Here is a 15,361-nt window from a genome sequence, read left to right as displayed (position 1 = left end):
GCTGTATTTGATTGAATATGCGGACAAAATACCAACAGCCGCTTACCTCGGACCGATTTGCACCATCACCGCGGCAAAATCGCGGCCTAAACGGTGCGTCACTCGGCAGCGGGTCTTTTACCGGCGGGACAGACCCGATATGAATGGCGCTTGCTCGAGATCGCCGCGTACGGAGGAAGTCCATGGCAGCCAAGACGAAATTCCGGGGGTCGTTCACCGCCTTGGTCACCCCGTTCAAGAACGGTTCGCTGGACGAGGCCGCGTTCCGCTCGCTGGTCAACTGGCAGATCTCGGAAGGCACCAACGGCCTGGTCCCCGTCGGCACCACCGGCGAGAGCCCGACGCTCAGCCATGACGAGCACAAGAAGGTGGTCGAGTGGTGCATCGCTGAAGCCAAGGGCCGCGTGCCTGTCATCGCAGGCGCCGGCTCCAACTCGACCAAGGAGGCGGTCGAGCTCTCCCAGCACGCCGAGAAGGCGGGCGCGGACGCCGTGCTAGTGGTGACGCCCTACTACAACAAGCCGACCCAGGAAGGCATGTACCAGCACTTCAAGGCGATCAACGACGCGATCGGGATTCCGATCATCATCTACAACATCCCGCCGCGCTCGGTGATCGACATGTCGGTCGATACCATGAAGCGGCTGTGGGAGCTGAAGAACATCGCCGGCGTCAAGGACGCCACCGCCAGCATGGTGCGCGTGTCGCAGCAGCGCGCGGCGATGGGCGAGGACTTCAACCAGCTCTCCGGCGAGGACGCCACCATCATCGGCTACATGGCGCATGGCGGCCACGGCTGCATCTCGGTGACCTCGAACGTCGCCCCGCGCCTGTGCTCGGAGTTTCACGCCGCCTGGCAGAAGGGCGACACCAAGGCGGCGCTGGCGATCCACGACAAGCTGATGCCGCTGCACAACAACCTCTTCATCGAGAGCAATCCGGCACCGATCAAGTATGCGATGTCGCTGCTCGGCAAGCTGGACGAGGCGCTGCGCTTGCCGATGGTGCCGGTCAGCGAGCCGACGCGCGTTGCGGTACGCAGCGCCATGGTGCACGCTGGGCTGATCAATTGATGGATTGACCGATCGGGGAGGCCGTTCATGAGCGTCGACGACAAGGGCAGGCGGATGCTCACGGAGTTCCGCGAGTTCGCCATGAAGGGCAACGTCGTCGATCTCGCCGTCGGCGTCATCATCGGCGCGGCCTTCGGCGCCATCGTCACGTCGCTGGTCGGTGACATCATCATGCCGATCATCGGCGCCGTCACCGGTGGCCTCGACTTCTCGAACTACTTCGCCCCCTTGTCGAAGGCGGTCACAGCCACCAACTTAGCTGATGCGAAAAAGCAAGGCGCCGTCCTTGCTTACGGTAGCTTCCTGACGCTGACGATCAACTTCATCATCGTTGCCTTCGTGTTGTTCCTGGTGATCCGCGCCATGAACACGCTGAAGCGCAAGGAGGAGGCGGCGCCCGCCGCGCCGCCGAAGCCGTCGGCCGAGGTCGAACTGCTGACCGAGATCCGCGACCTCCTCAAGAAGTGACGCGCGCGCTTCATCCAAACTGTTAGCCTCGCTGCGCATCTCGATCGGGTTTTTCCTCTCATGGCCGATAAAAACGAACGTCCAATCAAGGTCATGGCGGAAAATCGCAAGGCCCGCTTCAACTATGCGATCGAGGACACGATCGAGGCGGGCATTGCGCTGACCGGCACCGAGGTCAAGTCGATCCGCAACGGCAAGAGCACGATCGCGGAATCCTACGCCGATTCCAAGGATGGCGAGATCTGGCTGATCAACGCCACTATTCCCGAATATCTCCAGGGCAATCGCTTCAACCACGAGCCAAAACGGCCGCGAAAACTGCTGCTCCATCGCCGGCAGATCAACAAGTTGATGGGCGCGGTCGACCGCGAGGGCATGACGCTGATCCCGCTCAAGCTCTATTTCAACGAGCGTGGCCGCGCCAAATTGCAGCTGGCGGTTGCAAAGGGCAAGAAGCTGCACGACAAGCGCGAGACCGAGAAGAAGCGCGATTGGAGCCGGGAGAAGGGCCGCTTGATGCGGGCGAGGGGCTGACGAGATGACCCAGCGGAACCTGCTCGAGGTCGATTGGAGCCGGATTCCTGCGCCCGTCGACGACGGCGCGGCCGCGCATCTCCCCGGCATGGTGGTGCCGCCGATCGGCCTGCTCGCGACCAACGACACCTCGGTGAGCCTGTCGGCGCTGCGCGGCCGGACGGTGGTGTTCGCCTATCCGCGCACCGGTGAGCCCGGCAAGATAGCGCTGGTCGATGATTGGGACATGATTCCGGGCGCGCGCGGTTGCACGCCGCAGACCTGTGCGTTTCGCGACCTGTTCGCCGAGCTGAAGGCCGCCGGCGCTGCCCACGTGTTCGGCCTCTCGACCCAGAGCAACGCCTACCAGACCGAGATGGCCTCACGGCTGCATCTGCCGTTCCCCGTGCTGTCGGATGAGAAGCTGGCGCTCACGCGCGCCTTGAGGCTGCCGACCATGGAGGTCGCGGGCCTCACGCTGATCAAGCGCCTCGCGCTTGTCATCGACGACGCCAGGATCACGCACGTCTTCTATCCCGTGTTTCCGCCCGACCGGAACGCCGGCGACGTGCTGGACTGGCTCAAGGCCAACCCCAGGAGCTAATCCAGGTCCGCCTTCACCTTGGCGAACACGCTGCGGAACATGTCCGGCGTCAGCACGCCGGTGTTCGTGTTGTAGCGCGAGCAATGGTAGCTGTCGTAGAGCTTGAACGCGCCGGCCTGGTGCACGGCGCCATGGCCGAACGGGGCCTCGGAGGCCTTCAACTTCAGCGGCTTGAGCACGCTGTCGTGTGCAATTCGGCCGAGCGCGATGATCGCGCGCAGCTTCGGCATGGTCTCGAGATTGGCGACCAGGAACCGCCGGCAGGTGTTGATCTCGACCGGAAGCGGCTTGTTCTGCGGCGGCACGCAATGCACGGCATTGGCGATCCGGCAGTCGATCAGCTTCAGGCCGTCATCGGGACGCGCCTGGTAGGTACCCCTGGCGAATCCGTATTCGAGCAGCGTGGCGTAGAGCAGGTCGCCGGCATAATCGCCGGTGAACGGCCGTCCCGTGCGGTTGGCGCCCTGCATCCCCGGCGCGAGGCCGACGATCAGGAGGCGCGCCTTGATGTCGCCGAAGGGGGCGACCGGCGCATTATGCCACAAGGGCTCGCGCGCGCGGTTTGCCTCGCGAAAGGCAACCAGGCGCGGACAGAGCGGGCAATCGCGGTCGGGAACGACGGTGGGAGGCTGGCGGCTCGGCCGAGCCGCCTCACTCCTCGAAGTCGTCATCGCCCCTCGGCGCCATCGTGGTTGCGCGCTGGAGGAATTGCGGGGCGTGGTGACGGGCTTCGCGCTCGCCGCGGTCGCGCGGGGCGGGGCGTTCGGACGGATCACGGCCGAGCTTGGACTGTAGCTCGACGAGGTCGGTGAAGACGTCGGCCTGGCGGCGCAACTCGTCGGCGATCATCGGCGGCTGGCTGGCGATGGTGGAGATCACCGTCACCCGCACGCCGCGGCGCTGCACGGCCTCGACCAGGGAGCGGAAGTCGCCGTCGCCGGAGAACAGCACCATCTGGTCGATGTGCTCGGCGAGCTCCATGGCGTCCACGGCGAGCTCGATGTCCATGTTGCCCTTGACCTTGCGGCGGCCGGAGGCGTCGATGAACTCCTTGGTCGCCTTGGTGACCACGGTGTAGCCGTTGTAGTCCAGCCAGTCGATCAGCGGGCGGATCGAGGAGTATTCCTGATCCTCGATGATGGCGGTGTAGTAGAACGCCCGGAGCAGCGTCCCGCGGCCCTGAAACTCCTTCAGCAGGCGCTTGTAGTCGATGTCGAAGCCCAGAGTTTTCGCCGTCGCGTAGAGATTGGCCCCGTCGATGAAGAGCGCGATCTTGTTGGTAGGAGAAGGTGACATTCAGTTGCTCGCGTAGTGTTCGTGTTTGATCGTTTTATTGTTGGCGCGGCGACAGCAAGCCGCGCGTTTCCAGAGTGCCGCTCAGACCCGTCGAAACCGCAAATCCGGAGAAGTCGGGGCAATCAAGGTATAGTTATGACGGACTTGCATACACCCGGCGCCACCCTTGATGGCAACCCGGGAAACCACCCATCCCAACCCCAATGTGGGGGTAGCAGAGCCGTTTGGCGAGGCCAAATCACAAATTGGCCTTGCGAAACCGCCCCGGCCCCTATAACTAGCCCCAATCATCCACATATTTCGTCCCACCCACAACGGAGCGACAGTCCATGGCTCGCGTCACCGTAGAAGATTGTATCGACAAGGTCGACAACCGGTTTGACTTGGTCCTGCTGGCCGCCCACCGTGCCCGCATGATCTCGTCCGGTTCACAACTAACGGTTGACCGCGATAACGACAAGAACCCTGTTGTGTCTTTGCGCGAAATTGCGGACACGACCATTTCGCCGGAGGACCTCCGCGAGGAGCTGGTGCACTCGCTCCAGAAGTTCGTCGAGGTCGACGAGCCCGAGCCGGATACGGTGCCGCTGATCGGTTCCGCGGGTGCGAGCGTCGACGCGGACGATACCGAAGTCGCCGTCGAGCGTATGACCGAAGAGGAACTCCTGAAGGGTCTCGAAGGCCTTGCGCCGCCCGAGGAGCAGCCCGAGGAGGACGAGTAAATCGTCCGTCGCGATCGTCGACTTGTTGTGATCTGATCAAAGGCCCGAACCGTCGTTCGGGCCTTTGCTTTTGTTGCCGTTTTCGTGGTTACCATAGCGTTGGGTCGGCGCTGCGTCCTGTCACTGAATTGATCGGACGCAAGCGCGATCGGAGCTAAGATGTATACAACGGGCCGGTCCAGGCCCGCTTGAAGGCAGGACGGCATGGTATATCGGCGCCGCAGATCCACGCAGATGCAGGCCGCAACCGAATCGGTTGCCGTGGCCCCGACTGCGCCGGTCGCGCGCCCGGCCAAGCCGCGCGCGCGCATGATGCGTCAATATGACCTCGTCGAGCGCGTCAGGTCCTACAATCCCAACACCAACGAAGACCTGCTGAATCGCGCCTATGTCTACGCCATGAAGGCGCACGGTTCGCAGACCCGCGCCTCGGGCGATCCGTATTTCTCGCACCCGCTCGAAGTCGCGGCGATTCTCACCGACCTGAAGCTCGACGATGCGACCATCGTGGCGGCGCTGCTCCACGACACGATCGAGGACACCGAGGCGACGCGGGCCGAGATCGACCAGATTTTCGGGCCGGAGATCGGCGCGCTGGTCGAGGGCCTGACCAAGCTGAAGCGGCTCGAGCTGGTGTCGCGGGAGGCCAAGCAGGCCGAGAATCTGCGTAAATTGTTGCTGGCCATTGCCGACGATGTCCGCGTGCTTCTGGTCAAGCTCGCCGACCGTCTGCACAACATGCGCACGCTGGACTTCGTGCCGACGGAATCGCGCAGGCGCATCGCCGAGGAGACGCTCGACATCTACGCGCCGCTCGCGGGGCGCATGGGCATGCAGGAAATGCGCGAGGAGCTGGAGGATCTGTCCTTCCGCACCCTCGATCCCGAAGCCTATTCGGTGGTGATGCAGCGCCTCGACGCGCTCGCCGAACGCAACCGCAATCTGATCGGCGAGATCGAGGACCAGCTCTCCAACAATCTGCGCCACAGGGGCCTGGGAGCGCGGGTCTACGGCCGCCGCAAGAAGCCGTTCTCGATCTGGACCAAGATGGAGCGCAAGTCGGTCGGCTTCGAGCAATTGTCCGACATCTTCGGCTTCCGCCTCGTCGTCAACGACATCGAGTCCTGCTATCGCGCGCTCGGCATCGTCCACACCACCTGGCCGGTGGTGCCGGGGCGCTTCAAGGACTACATCTCGACACCGAAGCAGAACGACTATCGCTCGATCCACACCACGGTGATCGGCCCCGGCAACCAGCGCGTCGAGCTGCAGATCCGCACCGAGGCGATGGACCAGATCGCCGAGCGGGGCATTGCCGCGCACGTCTTCTACAAGGAAGGCGTGGGGTCGCCGACCGAATTCCTCAAGCGCGAGTCCACCGCGTTCGCCTGGCTGCGCCACACCATCGGCATCCTCTCGGAGAGCGCCAATCCGGAGGAGTTCCTCGAGCACACCAAGCTCGAGCTGTTCCACGACCAGGTGTTCTGCTTCACCCCGAAGGGCAAGCTGATCGCGCTGCCGCGCCACGCCAACGTGATCGACTTCGCCTATGCCGTGCATACCGATGTCGGCAACAGCGCGGTCGGCTGCAAGATCAACGGCCAGTTCGCGCCGCTATCCTCGGAGCTGCAGAACGGCGACGAGGTCGAGGTGCTGACCTCGGAGGCGCAATCGGCGCCGCCATCGGCCTGGGAGACGCTCGCGATCACCGGCAAGGCGCGCGCCGCGATCCGCCGCGCCACGCGGACGGCGGTGCGCGATCAATATGCCGGTCTTGGCCGGCGCATCGTCGAGCGCCTGTTCGAGCGCGCCAAGATCGAATATGCCGACGACAAGCTCAAGGGCGCGCTGCCGCGGCTCGCCCGGACCTCGATCGAGGACGTGATGGCGGCCGTGGGGCGCGGCGAGATCAAGGCCTCCCACGTCGCGCGTGCGATGTACCCCGACTACAAGGAGGAACGCATCGCGCGCTACGGCGTCAAGAAGGGGCTTGCCGCCAAGCTCAAGGAGAAGTCCTCGGAGCAGCCGCGCAGCCCGGTCGCGATTCCGATCCGCGGCATCAATTCCGACCTGCCGATCAAGTTCGCGCCGAACGGCGGCGCGGTGCCGGGCGATCGCATCGTCGGCATCGTCACGCCGGGCGAGGGCATCACGATCTACCCGATCCAGGCGCCGGCCCTGAAGGATTTCGAGGAGGAGCCGGAGCGCTGGCTCGACGTTCGCTGGGACATCGAGGATTCTGCGCCGCAGCGCTTCCCGGCACGCATCAAGGTCGAGAACGTCAACGAGCCCGGCGCGCTGGCGCAGATCGCGACCGTGATCGCCGAGCACGACGGCAACATCGACAACATCAGCATGCAGCGCCGCTCACCGGACTTCACGGAAACGACGATCGATCTCGAAGTCTACGATCTGAAGCATTTGAGTGCGATCCTGGCCCAGCTGCGCGCCAAGGCGGTCGTCGCCAAAGTCGAACGTGTTAATGGATAGGCGCATCTCGCATGCGCCGGTCCCTCCGATTCTGTGAGTCCTGAAATGCCCGCTTCGAAGCTTCGCCTCGGTGTCAATATCGATCACGTCGCAACCGTGCGCAACGCGCGCGGCGGCCGCCATCCCGATCCGGTGCGGGCGGCGCTGCTGGCGATCGAGGCCGGCGCCGACGGCATCACCGCCCATTTGCGCGAGGATCGCCGGCACATCCGCGACGAGGACATGGCGCGGCTGAAGGCCGAGATCTCCAAGCCGCTCAATTTCGAGATGGCGGCGACCGACGACATGATGCGCATCTCGCTCGCGACCAGGCCGCATGCGGTGTGCCTGGTGCCGGAGCGCCGGCAGGAGGTGACCACCGAAGGCGGGCTGGATGTGGTCGGCCAGCGTGACGCGCTCGCGCCCAATATCGCGCGGCTGAGCGATGCCGGCATCCGGGTCTCGCTGTTCATCGCTGCCGATCCCGCCCAGATCGAGATGGCGGCGCGGCTGCGCGCGCCCGTGATCGAGATCCACACCGGCGCCTGGTGCGACGCAATGGTCGACGGCCACAGCGCCAAGGCCGAGGCCGAATGGCAGCGGATCGTAGCGGGCGTGAAGCTGGCCAAGGCCGCAGGGCTCGAGGTCCATGCCGGGCACGGGCTCGACTATTCGACCGCGGAGACGATCGCGGCCCTGCCTGAGATCATGGAGCTCAACATCGGCTACTACATGATCGGCGAAGCGCTGTTCGTGGGGCTGGCCGAGACGGTGCGCCGCATGCGCGCGGCGATGGACCGCGGCCGGAGCCGGGCATGATCATCGGCATCGGCTCCGACCTGATCGACATCACTCGCGTCGCCAAGGTGATCGAGCGCCATGGCGAGCGCTTCCTCGACCGCGTCTTCACCGCGGCGGAGCGGGCCAAAGCGGAGCGCCGCGCCAAGAACGAGAAGATGGTGGTGGCGACCTACGCCAAGCGCTTCGCCGCCAAGGAGGCCTGCTCCAAGGCGCTCGGCACCGGGATCCGGCGCGGCGTCTGGTGGCGCGACATGGGGGTGGTCAACCTGCCGGGCGGGCGGCCGACCATGCAGCTGACCGGTGGCGCCCTGGCCCGGCTCCAGGCCCTGACCCCGGAGGGGTGCGAGGCCCGGATCGACGTGTCGATCACCGACGACTGGCCGCTGGCACAGGCCTTCGTCATCATTTCCGCCGTGCCGCTGCCGAAACCCTGACGCGGCGTCGCTGATTTTGTGATCTGCGTTGTAAATCAATATCTTACCCAGTTTCGATGCGATCCTTGATTGCGTGGCCTCCGACAACCGTCTAAAAGTCCGCGGACGCAAATCAGCCTGGGCGGGTTCGGCTTTACGCCGGAATTGGCCCTCACTGTCAGAATCAGGACAATCTCCTTGCGCCGCGAACCGGTGGGCCGTTCGCGGGAGGAGGGCGCTCTGTGATCGCCGGCCGGAATTGAGAGAGCAATGAGCGTGACTTCGGGAACGAAAACTGAGAGCGGCGTCGGCGAAACGATCCGAGTCGTGATCCACGCTCTCCTGATCGCGCTGGTGATCCGAACCTTCCTGTTCCAGCCCTTCAACATCCCGTCCGGCTCGATGAAGGCGACGCTGCTGGTCGGCGACTATCTGTTCGTCTCGAAATACTCCTACGGTTACAGCCATTATTCGATTCCGTTCTCGCCGCCGCTGTTCTCCGGCCGCATCTGGGGCTCCGACCCGGACCGCGGCGACATCGTCGTGTTTCGCCTGCCCAAGGACGATTCCACCGATTACATCAAGCGCGTGATCGGCCTGCCCGGCGACCGCATCCAGATGCGGGACGGGCTGCTCTACATCAACGACACGCCGGTCGAGCGGCAGCGGATGAGCGAATATATCGGCGAGGAGCCCTGCGGCTCGGAAGGCGGCGGCATCTCCCGGGTGAAGCGCTGGAAGGAAACACTGCCGAACGGCGTGTCCTACGAGACGCTCGACTGCGCCGACAACGGCTACGTCGACAACACCAACGTCTACACCGTGCCGTCAGGCCATTTCTTCATGATGGGCGACAACCGCGACAACTCCACCGATAGCCGCTTTCTCGGCCAGGTCGGCTATGTGCCGAAGGAGAATCTGATCGGCCGCGCCCAGATGATCTTCTTCTCCATCGCCGAAGGCGAGCATGCCTGGATGTTCTGGCGCTGGCCATGGGCGGTACGCTGGAATCGCTTCTTCAAAATCGTCCGATGAAAGACGAAGCCAAGGACATCCCGATCCAACCAGCCGAGGCGCAAGCCGCTCCTGAGGGCGAAGCTGCAGCGAAGACGCCTGCCAAGAAGAAGCGGACACGCAGCCGCAAGGCCAAGGGCACCGATGCGAATGCGGCGCTCGAGGCGCGCATCGGCCACAGCTTCACCGACCCGAACATGCTGATGCAGGCGATCACGCATGTCTCGGCGTTGAAGTCCGGGCGCAAGCGCGGCGACAGCTACCAGCGCCTGGAATTCCTCGGCGACCACGTGCTCGGGCTCGTCGTCTCCGACATGCTCTATCACGCCTTCCCGAACGCCGACGAGGGCGAGCTCTCCAAGCGCCTTGCCGAGCTCGTGCGCAAGGAAAGCTGCGCCGACGTCGCCAAGTCGCTCGGACTGCTCGACGACATCAAGCTCGGCTCGGTCGGCTCCAGCGCCGATGCCCGGCTGCGCAAATCCATCCTCGGCGACATCTGCGAGGCCGTGATCGGCGCCGTCTTTCTCGACGGGGGCTACGCAGCGGCGTCCGAGTTCGTCAGGCGCAACTGGACCGAGCGCATGCACAAGCCGCGCCGTCCCTTGCGCGATCCCAAGACCGTGCTGCAGGAATGGGCGCAAGGCAAGGGGCTGCCGACGCCGGTTTACCGCGAGGTCGAGCGCACCGGCCCGCATCACGATCCGCAGTTCCGCGTCGCCGTCGACCTGCCGGGCCTCGCGCCGGCCGAGGGCATTGGCGGCAGCAAGCGCGCGGCAGAAAAGGTGGCAGCTTCGGTGATGATCGAACGCGAAGGCGTCGGCGGCAGCAATGACGGCTGAAGCAAGCGGCGAGGCGCCCGTTGCGACGCGCTGCGGCTTCGTCGCGCTGATCGGCGCGCCGAACGTCGGCAAGTCCACGCTGGTCAATGCGCTGGTCGGCGCCAAGGTCACGATCGTCTCGCGCAAGGTGCAGACCACGCGCGCGCTGATCCGCGGCATCGTGATCGAGAACAACGCGCAGATCATCCTGGTCGATACGCCCGGCATCTTCCTGCCGAAGCGGCGGCTCGACCGCGCCATGGTCTCGACCGCCTGGAGCGGGGCGCATGACGCCGATCTCGTCTGCGTGCTGCTCGATGCCAAGACCGGCATCGACGAGGAGGCCGAGGCGATCCTCACCAAGGCTGCCAGCGTCAATCACGAGAAGATCCTCGTCATCAACAAGGTCGATCTGGTCCAGCGCGAGAAGCTGCTGGCGCTGGCGCAGGCCGCCAACGAGCGCATGAAGTTCGCGCGCACCTTCATGATCGCGGCGATCTCGGGCGACGGCGTCGACGATCTCCGCAGGACGCTCGCCGAGATGGTGCCGCCTGGTCCGTTCCTCTATCCCGAGGACCAGATGTCGGACGCGCCGATGCGGCAGCTGGCGGCCGAGATCACGCGTGAGAAGATCTATCAGAAGCTGCACCAGGAACTGCCCTACCAGTCCACGGTCGAGACCGACAAGTGGGAGGAGCGCAAGGACAAGTCGGTGCGGATCGAGCAGACGATCTTCGTCGAGCGCGAAAGCCAGCGCAAGATCGTGCTCGGCAAGGGCGGCGCCACCATCAAGTCGATCGGCGCGGACTCCCGGAAGGAGCTGATGCAGATCCTGGACGTGCCGGTGCATCTGTTCCTGTTCGTCAAGGTGCGCGAGAACTGGGGCGACGATCCCGATCGCTACCGCGAGATGGGTCTGGACTTTCCGAGAGAATAACCAAGAACAGATCGGTATCCGATGAGCGTGCCCAGCAACGTCAGGCGCTTCGAAGCGCTGCTCTATGCATCGTTGATGCTGGATGCCTTGTCGGTGGCGGTGCAGGACCGCACGCCCAACGCCGAGATGACCGAGCAGATGATCATGACGGGGACCCTGCTCGCCGGCGGCATGATCCTGCTCCTGCTCCATTTCGTCCGGCTGGCCGCGCATGAGCGCAGGAACTGGCCGCGCTGGGTGCTGGCGGCAGCGCTCGTGCTGTCGGTGATCTCGCTCGGCCAGATCATCGGCGCGAAGGGCCTCGAGCTCGACAGCGCCATCGAGATCGTGTCCTGCGCGCTGACCACGATGGGCCTGTATTTCTCCTTCACCGGCGACGCGCAGGGCTGGTTCAACGCGTGAGGGCCTCGTGTCCCGGACAAGATGCAGCGCGTCAGCGCTGCGCCGCGGAGCCGGGACCCAGGAACGCGCGGAGAGATGGGCCCCGGCTCGGCAACGCGCCGCTGGCGCGCCGCGTTTTGTCCGGGTCACGAGTGCGTGCGAGAGGCGCCGGAATCCTTTAGGCTCCACCCCATGGAATGGACCGACGAAGGCATCGTGCTGGGCGTGCGGCGGCATGGCGAATCCAGCGCCATCGTCGAGCTCCTGACGCGCGCGCACGGACGGCATCTCGGCCTCGTGCGCGGCGGCGCCAGCTCGCGGCTGCGGCCGCTTCTGCAGCCGGGGAACAGCGTCAGCGCGGTCTGGCGGGCGCGGCTCGACGAGCATCTCGGCACCTATATGATCGAAGGGCTGAAGCTGCGCGCGGCCACGCTGCTCGGATCCTCCCACGGCGTCTACGGCGTCACCCATCTCGCGTCGATCGCGCGCCTGCTGCCGGAGCGCGATCCGCACGAGGAGATCTTTGCCCTGCTCGAGCATGCGCTCGACGATTTCGAGGACATCGGGGGGGCGGCCGTGCACCTCATCCATTTCGAGCTGGCAATGCTCGCCGAGCTCGGCTTCGGGCTGGCGCTGGAAAATTGTGCGGTGACCGGCGAGACCGCCGAGCTGATCTACGTCTCGCCGAAATCCGGCGGCGCAGTGTCGCGCAGCGCCGGCGAGCCCTGGCGTGACCGCCTGTTGCGCCTGCCGCCGTTCCTGCGCCAGGGCGAAACCGCCAGCGACCTGACCGAGCAGGATCTTCAGGATGGCTTTCGGCTCACCGGCCTTTTCCTGCTGCGCCACGTGCTGGAGCCGCGGGGGCAGGGCCATTCCGACGCACGCGCCGGCTTCATCAATGCCCTGATCCGGCAACAGGCGCGGGCCGCGATTCCCGCGCCATGAGCAGAACGGGTCTCTGCCTTGTTCTTTCATGCGGAGTTCCGCGGGAACGAAATCGGGGCCATCGAGTTCGCCCCTGAGGTTCCACAACGGGGACAGCCCAAATGTTGATCAGGGGATTCGCCTTTTCCGCGGCGCTGCTCGCGTTCGCGCCCGAAGCATGGGCCGGCGAGCCGCAACCCGGCGTGTTTCGCCGGGCGTCCTGCACCGTCGTGCGGTATTATGTGGCCAAATATTCTGCTGCCGCCGCAGAGGCATGGGCGCGGTCGAAGGGGGCGACGGAGGCTGAAATCGAGACCGCCCGGCGCTGTCTGGCCACTGCCCCGGCGCCCGCCCAGGACAAGACTAAGGACAAGACCCAGACCGTGACGGCCGGCTGGGCAGGGCACTAGCGCCCCACAGGGAACCAATCCATCCTTGCCCGATTCCCTTCCACGGTTTAACCGGGCGGCATGGGAAAACGAATCGTTCCGCCGGAAGAACCGGCCGAAATTCACGAGGTGCCGCTGCGTGAAGCGCTGGAAGAGCGCTATCTCGCCTATGCGCTCTCCACCATCATGCACCGCGCGCTGCCGGACGCGCGCGACGGCCTGAAGCCGGTCCATCGGCGCATCCTCTACGGCATGCGCCTGCTCAGGCTCGACCCCGGCACCGCCTTCAAGAAATCCGCCAAGATCGTCGGCGACGTGATGGGCTCGTTCCATCCGCACGGCGACCAGGCGATCTACGACGCCATGGTGCGCCTCGCGCAGGATTTCTCCTCGCGCTACCCGCTGGTCGACGGCCAGGGCAATTTCGGCAATATCGACGGCGATAACCCGGCCGCCTACCGCTACACCGAAGCGCGCATGACCGACGTCGCGCGGCTTCTGCTCGACGGCATCGACGAGGACGGCGTCGAATTCCGCGCCAATTACGACGGCCAGTCGAAGGAGCCGGTGGTGCTGCCCGGCGGCTTCCCGAACCTGCTCGCCAACGGCGCGCAGGGCATCGCGGTCGGCATGGCGACCTCGATCCCGCCGCACAACGCCGCCGAGCTCTGCGACGCCGCGCTGCACCTGATCGAGAAGCCCGACGCGAAGTCCAAGGCGCTTTTGAAGTGGGTGAAGGGCCCGGACTTCCCGACCGGCGGCATCATCGTCGATTCCAAGCAGGCGATCGCGGAGGCTTATACGACGGGGCGCGGCTCGTTCCGCGTTCGTGCACGCTGGTCGCAGGAGGAGGGTGCGCGCGGCACCTGGGTGGTCGTCGTCACCGAGATTCCCTTCCTGGTGCAGAAATCGCGCCTGATCGAGAAGGTGGCCGAGCTGCTCGACCAGAAGAAGCTGCCCCTGGTCGGCGACATCAGGGACGAATCGGCCGAAGACGTCCGCATCGTGATCGAGCCGAAGTCGAAGAACGTCGATCCCGCGCTGATGATGGAATCGCTGTTCCGGCTGACCGAGCTCGAAAACAAGATCCCGCTGAACCTCAACGTGCTGATCAAGGGCAAGGTGCCGAGGGTCGTGGGCCTTGCCGAGGCCTTGCGCGAATGGCTCGACCATCTGCGCGACGTCCTGATCCGCCGCAGCAACTACCGCAAGGCGCAGATCGAGCACCGGTTGGAAGTCCTCGGCGGCTTCCTGATCGCCTATCTGAACATCGACAAGGTGATCAAGATCATCCGCACCGAGGATGAGCCGAAGCCGGCGCTGATGAAGGCGTTCAAGCTCACCGAGGTGCAGGCCGAAGCCATCCTCAACATGCGCCTGCGCTCCTTGCGCAAGCTCGAGGAGATGGAGATCCGCACCGAGGACAAGAACCTGCGTGCCGAGCTCAAGGGCATCAACGCGGTGCTGGCTTCCGAGGCCGAGCAGTGGAAGAAGGTCGGCGAGCAGGTCGGCAAGGTCCGCGACATGTTCGGGCCGAAGACGCCGCTCGGCAAGCGCCGCACCACCTTTGCCGACGCGCCCGAGCACGATCTCGCCGCGATCGAGGAGGCCTTCGTCGAGCGCGAGCCGGTGACGGTCGTCGTCTCCGACAAGGGCTGGATCCGTACCATGAAGGGCCATGTCGAGGATCTCTCGGGGCTCGCCTTCAAGCAGGACGACAAGCTCGGCTTCGCCTTCTTCGCCGAGACGACCTCCAAGCTCCTGCTGCTCGCAACCAACGGCAAGTTCTACACGCTCGACGTCGCCAAGCTGCCGGGCGGGCGCGGTCACGGCGAGCCGATCCGCCTGTTCATCGACCTCGAGCAGGAGGCGGCGCCGGTTGCGCTGTTCGTCAACAAGGGCGGACGCAAATTCCTGGTCGCCAGCCACGAAGGCCAGGGCTTCGTCGTCAACGAGGACGATTGCGTCGGCACCACCAAGAAGGGCAAGCAGGTCCTCAACGTCGACATGCCGAACGAGGCGCGCGCGATCACCGAAGTGGTCGGCGACACCGTCGCGGTGATCGGCGAGAACCGCAAGATGCTCATCTTCCCGCTCGACCAGGTGCCGGAAATGGCGCGCGGCCGCGGCGTGCGCCTGCAGAAGTACAAGGACGGCGGCCTCTCTGACGTGACCGTGTTCGAGGCCAAGGCCGGCCTGACCTGGAAGGATTCCGCGGGCCGCGAATTCTCCGCGACCATGAAGGAGCTCGCCGAGTGGCAGGGCACCCGCGCCGACGCCGGCCGCCTGCCGCCGAAGGGTTTCCCGAAGTCGAACAAGTTCGGCAAGGTGATCGGGTAGGGCGTCTGGTGTCCCGGACGCGCTGCAGCGCGCAACGCTGCTGCGCAGAGCCGGGACCCACGCCACACGGAGCACACGGAGACACGGGCCCCGGCTCTGCAGCGCACCGCTGACCGGACGATGCTTCGCATCGCCGGGATAGCGCTGCGTCCGGGGCACGAGCGTGTGTTGTTGTGCACCTGTCTTCCATCGTCATTGC

17 protein-coding genes are annotated in these 15,361 nt (G+C 65.2%); 15 read left to right on the top strand and 2 right to left on the bottom strand.

What is annotated here, in order from left to right:
• Positions 1-182 precede the first annotated feature (182 nt).
• Genes dapA through DCM80_RS30700 form a run of 4 tightly spaced genes read left to right on the top strand, consistent with a single transcriptional unit; the run spans position 183 to position 2,658 of the window.
• Complete coding sequence (dapA, locus tag DCM80_RS30715) at positions 183-1,073, top strand: 4-hydroxy-tetrahydrodipicolinate synthase (protein WP_257195084.1); 891 nt, start codon at positions 183-185, stop codon at positions 1,071-1,073.
• A gap of 54 nt (positions 1,074-1,127) precedes the next feature.
• Entirely contained in the window at positions 1,128-1,541 is a 414-nt protein-coding gene (mscL, locus tag DCM80_RS30710) for a large conductance mechanosensitive channel protein MscL (protein ID WP_028135954.1), read from the top strand.
• Positions 1,542-1,601: 60 nt separating this feature from the next.
• Positions 1,602-2,075, top strand: coding sequence for an SsrA-binding protein SmpB (smpB, locus tag DCM80_RS30705; RefSeq protein WP_027530006.1), 474 nt, complete (start codon positions 1,602-1,604; stop codon positions 2,073-2,075).
• A 4-nt stretch (positions 2,076-2,079) separates the two neighbouring features.
• Positions 2,080-2,658 (top strand): peroxiredoxin, encoded by a 579-nt coding sequence (locus DCM80_RS30700; protein ID WP_257195083.1) that lies wholly within the window; start codon positions 2,080-2,082, stop codon positions 2,656-2,658.
• Here the strand turns inward: DCM80_RS30700 and DCM80_RS30695 are convergent.
• Positions 2,655-3,329 carry a uracil-DNA glycosylase gene (locus tag DCM80_RS30695; RefSeq protein WP_257195082.1) on the bottom strand — a complete coding sequence of 225 codons (675 nt, stop codon included), beginning with the start codon at positions 3,327-3,329 and terminating at the stop codon, positions 2,655-2,657. The two genes, DCM80_RS30700 and DCM80_RS30695, sit on opposite strands and share 4 nt — an antisense overlap.
• A complete protein-coding gene (locus DCM80_RS30690) occupies positions 3,310-3,954 on the bottom strand; it encodes an NYN domain-containing protein (RefSeq protein ID WP_028135957.1) in 645 nt (214 codons plus the stop codon). Before DCM80_RS30690 ends, DCM80_RS30695 begins: the two co-directional genes overlap by 20 nt.
• A 329-nt stretch (positions 3,955-4,283) precedes the next feature.
• Between DCM80_RS30690 and rpoZ the strand changes: the two genes are divergently transcribed.
• The 11 genes from rpoZ (at position 4,284) to parC (ending at position 15,162) form a co-directional block, all read left to right on the top strand.
• The gene (rpoZ, locus tag DCM80_RS30685; protein ID WP_008133017.1) at positions 4,284-4,676 is read left to right on the top strand and encodes a DNA-directed RNA polymerase subunit omega; all 393 of its coding nucleotides are present in this window, start codon (positions 4,284-4,286) and stop codon (positions 4,674-4,676) included.
• A 204-nt stretch (positions 4,677-4,880) separates the two neighbouring features.
• The gene (locus tag DCM80_RS30680; protein WP_257180120.1) at positions 4,881-7,166 is read left to right on the top strand and encodes a bifunctional (p)ppGpp synthetase/guanosine-3',5'-bis(diphosphate) 3'-pyrophosphohydrolase; all 2,286 of its coding nucleotides are present in this window, start codon (positions 4,881-4,883) and stop codon (positions 7,164-7,166) included.
• 45 nt (positions 7,167-7,211) lie between these two features.
• Positions 7,212-7,964: a pyridoxine 5'-phosphate synthase gene (locus tag DCM80_RS30675; protein ID WP_257195081.1), complete on the top strand. Its 753-nt coding sequence runs from the start codon at positions 7,212-7,214 to the stop codon at positions 7,962-7,964.
• A complete protein-coding gene (acpS, locus tag DCM80_RS30670; RefSeq protein WP_257195080.1) occupies positions 7,961-8,380 on the top strand; it encodes a holo-ACP synthase in 420 nt (139 codons plus the stop codon). Before DCM80_RS30675 ends, acpS begins: the two co-directional genes overlap by 4 nt.
• Before the next feature lie 249 nt (positions 8,381-8,629).
• Positions 8,630-9,394: a signal peptidase I gene (lepB, locus tag DCM80_RS30665; RefSeq protein WP_028135961.1), complete on the top strand. Its 765-nt coding sequence runs from the start codon at positions 8,630-8,632 to the stop codon at positions 9,392-9,394.
• Positions 9,391-10,212, top strand: a complete 822-nt coding sequence (rnc, locus tag DCM80_RS30660; RefSeq protein ID WP_257195079.1) for a ribonuclease III — start codon at positions 9,391-9,393, stop codon at positions 10,210-10,212. Before lepB ends, rnc begins: the two co-directional genes overlap by 4 nt.
• Positions 10,202-11,128, top strand: a complete 927-nt coding sequence (era, locus tag DCM80_RS30655) for a GTPase Era (RefSeq protein ID WP_028135963.1) — start codon at positions 10,202-10,204, stop codon at positions 11,126-11,128. Before rnc ends, era begins: the two co-directional genes overlap by 11 nt.
• A 21-nt stretch (positions 11,129-11,149) precedes the next feature.
• Complete coding sequence (locus DCM80_RS30650) at positions 11,150-11,530, top strand: hypothetical protein (protein ID WP_257195078.1); 381 nt, start codon at positions 11,150-11,152, stop codon at positions 11,528-11,530.
• A gap of 171 nt (positions 11,531-11,701) precedes the next feature.
• Positions 11,702-12,454, top strand: coding sequence for a DNA repair protein RecO (recO, locus tag DCM80_RS30645; RefSeq protein WP_257195077.1), 753 nt, complete (start codon positions 11,702-11,704; stop codon positions 12,452-12,454).
• Positions 12,455-12,555: 101 nt separating this feature from the next.
• A complete protein-coding gene (locus DCM80_RS30640; protein ID WP_257195076.1) occupies positions 12,556-12,843 on the top strand; it encodes a hypothetical protein in 288 nt (95 codons plus the stop codon).
• Positions 12,844-12,903: 60 nt separating this feature from the next.
• Complete coding sequence (parC, locus tag DCM80_RS30635; RefSeq protein WP_028135967.1) at positions 12,904-15,162, top strand: DNA topoisomerase IV subunit A; 2,259 nt, start codon at positions 12,904-12,906, stop codon at positions 15,160-15,162.
• The last annotated feature ends 199 nt before the right edge of the window (positions 15,163-15,361 follow it).

Source organism: Bradyrhizobium sp. WBOS08 (assembly GCF_024585125.1).
Taxonomy (GTDB): Bacteria; Pseudomonadota; Alphaproteobacteria; order Rhizobiales; family Xanthobacteraceae; genus Bradyrhizobium; species Bradyrhizobium japonicum_B.
The sequence above is the reverse complement of the archived record's forward strand: the minus strand, read 5'-3'. Positions and strand labels throughout refer to the sequence as shown.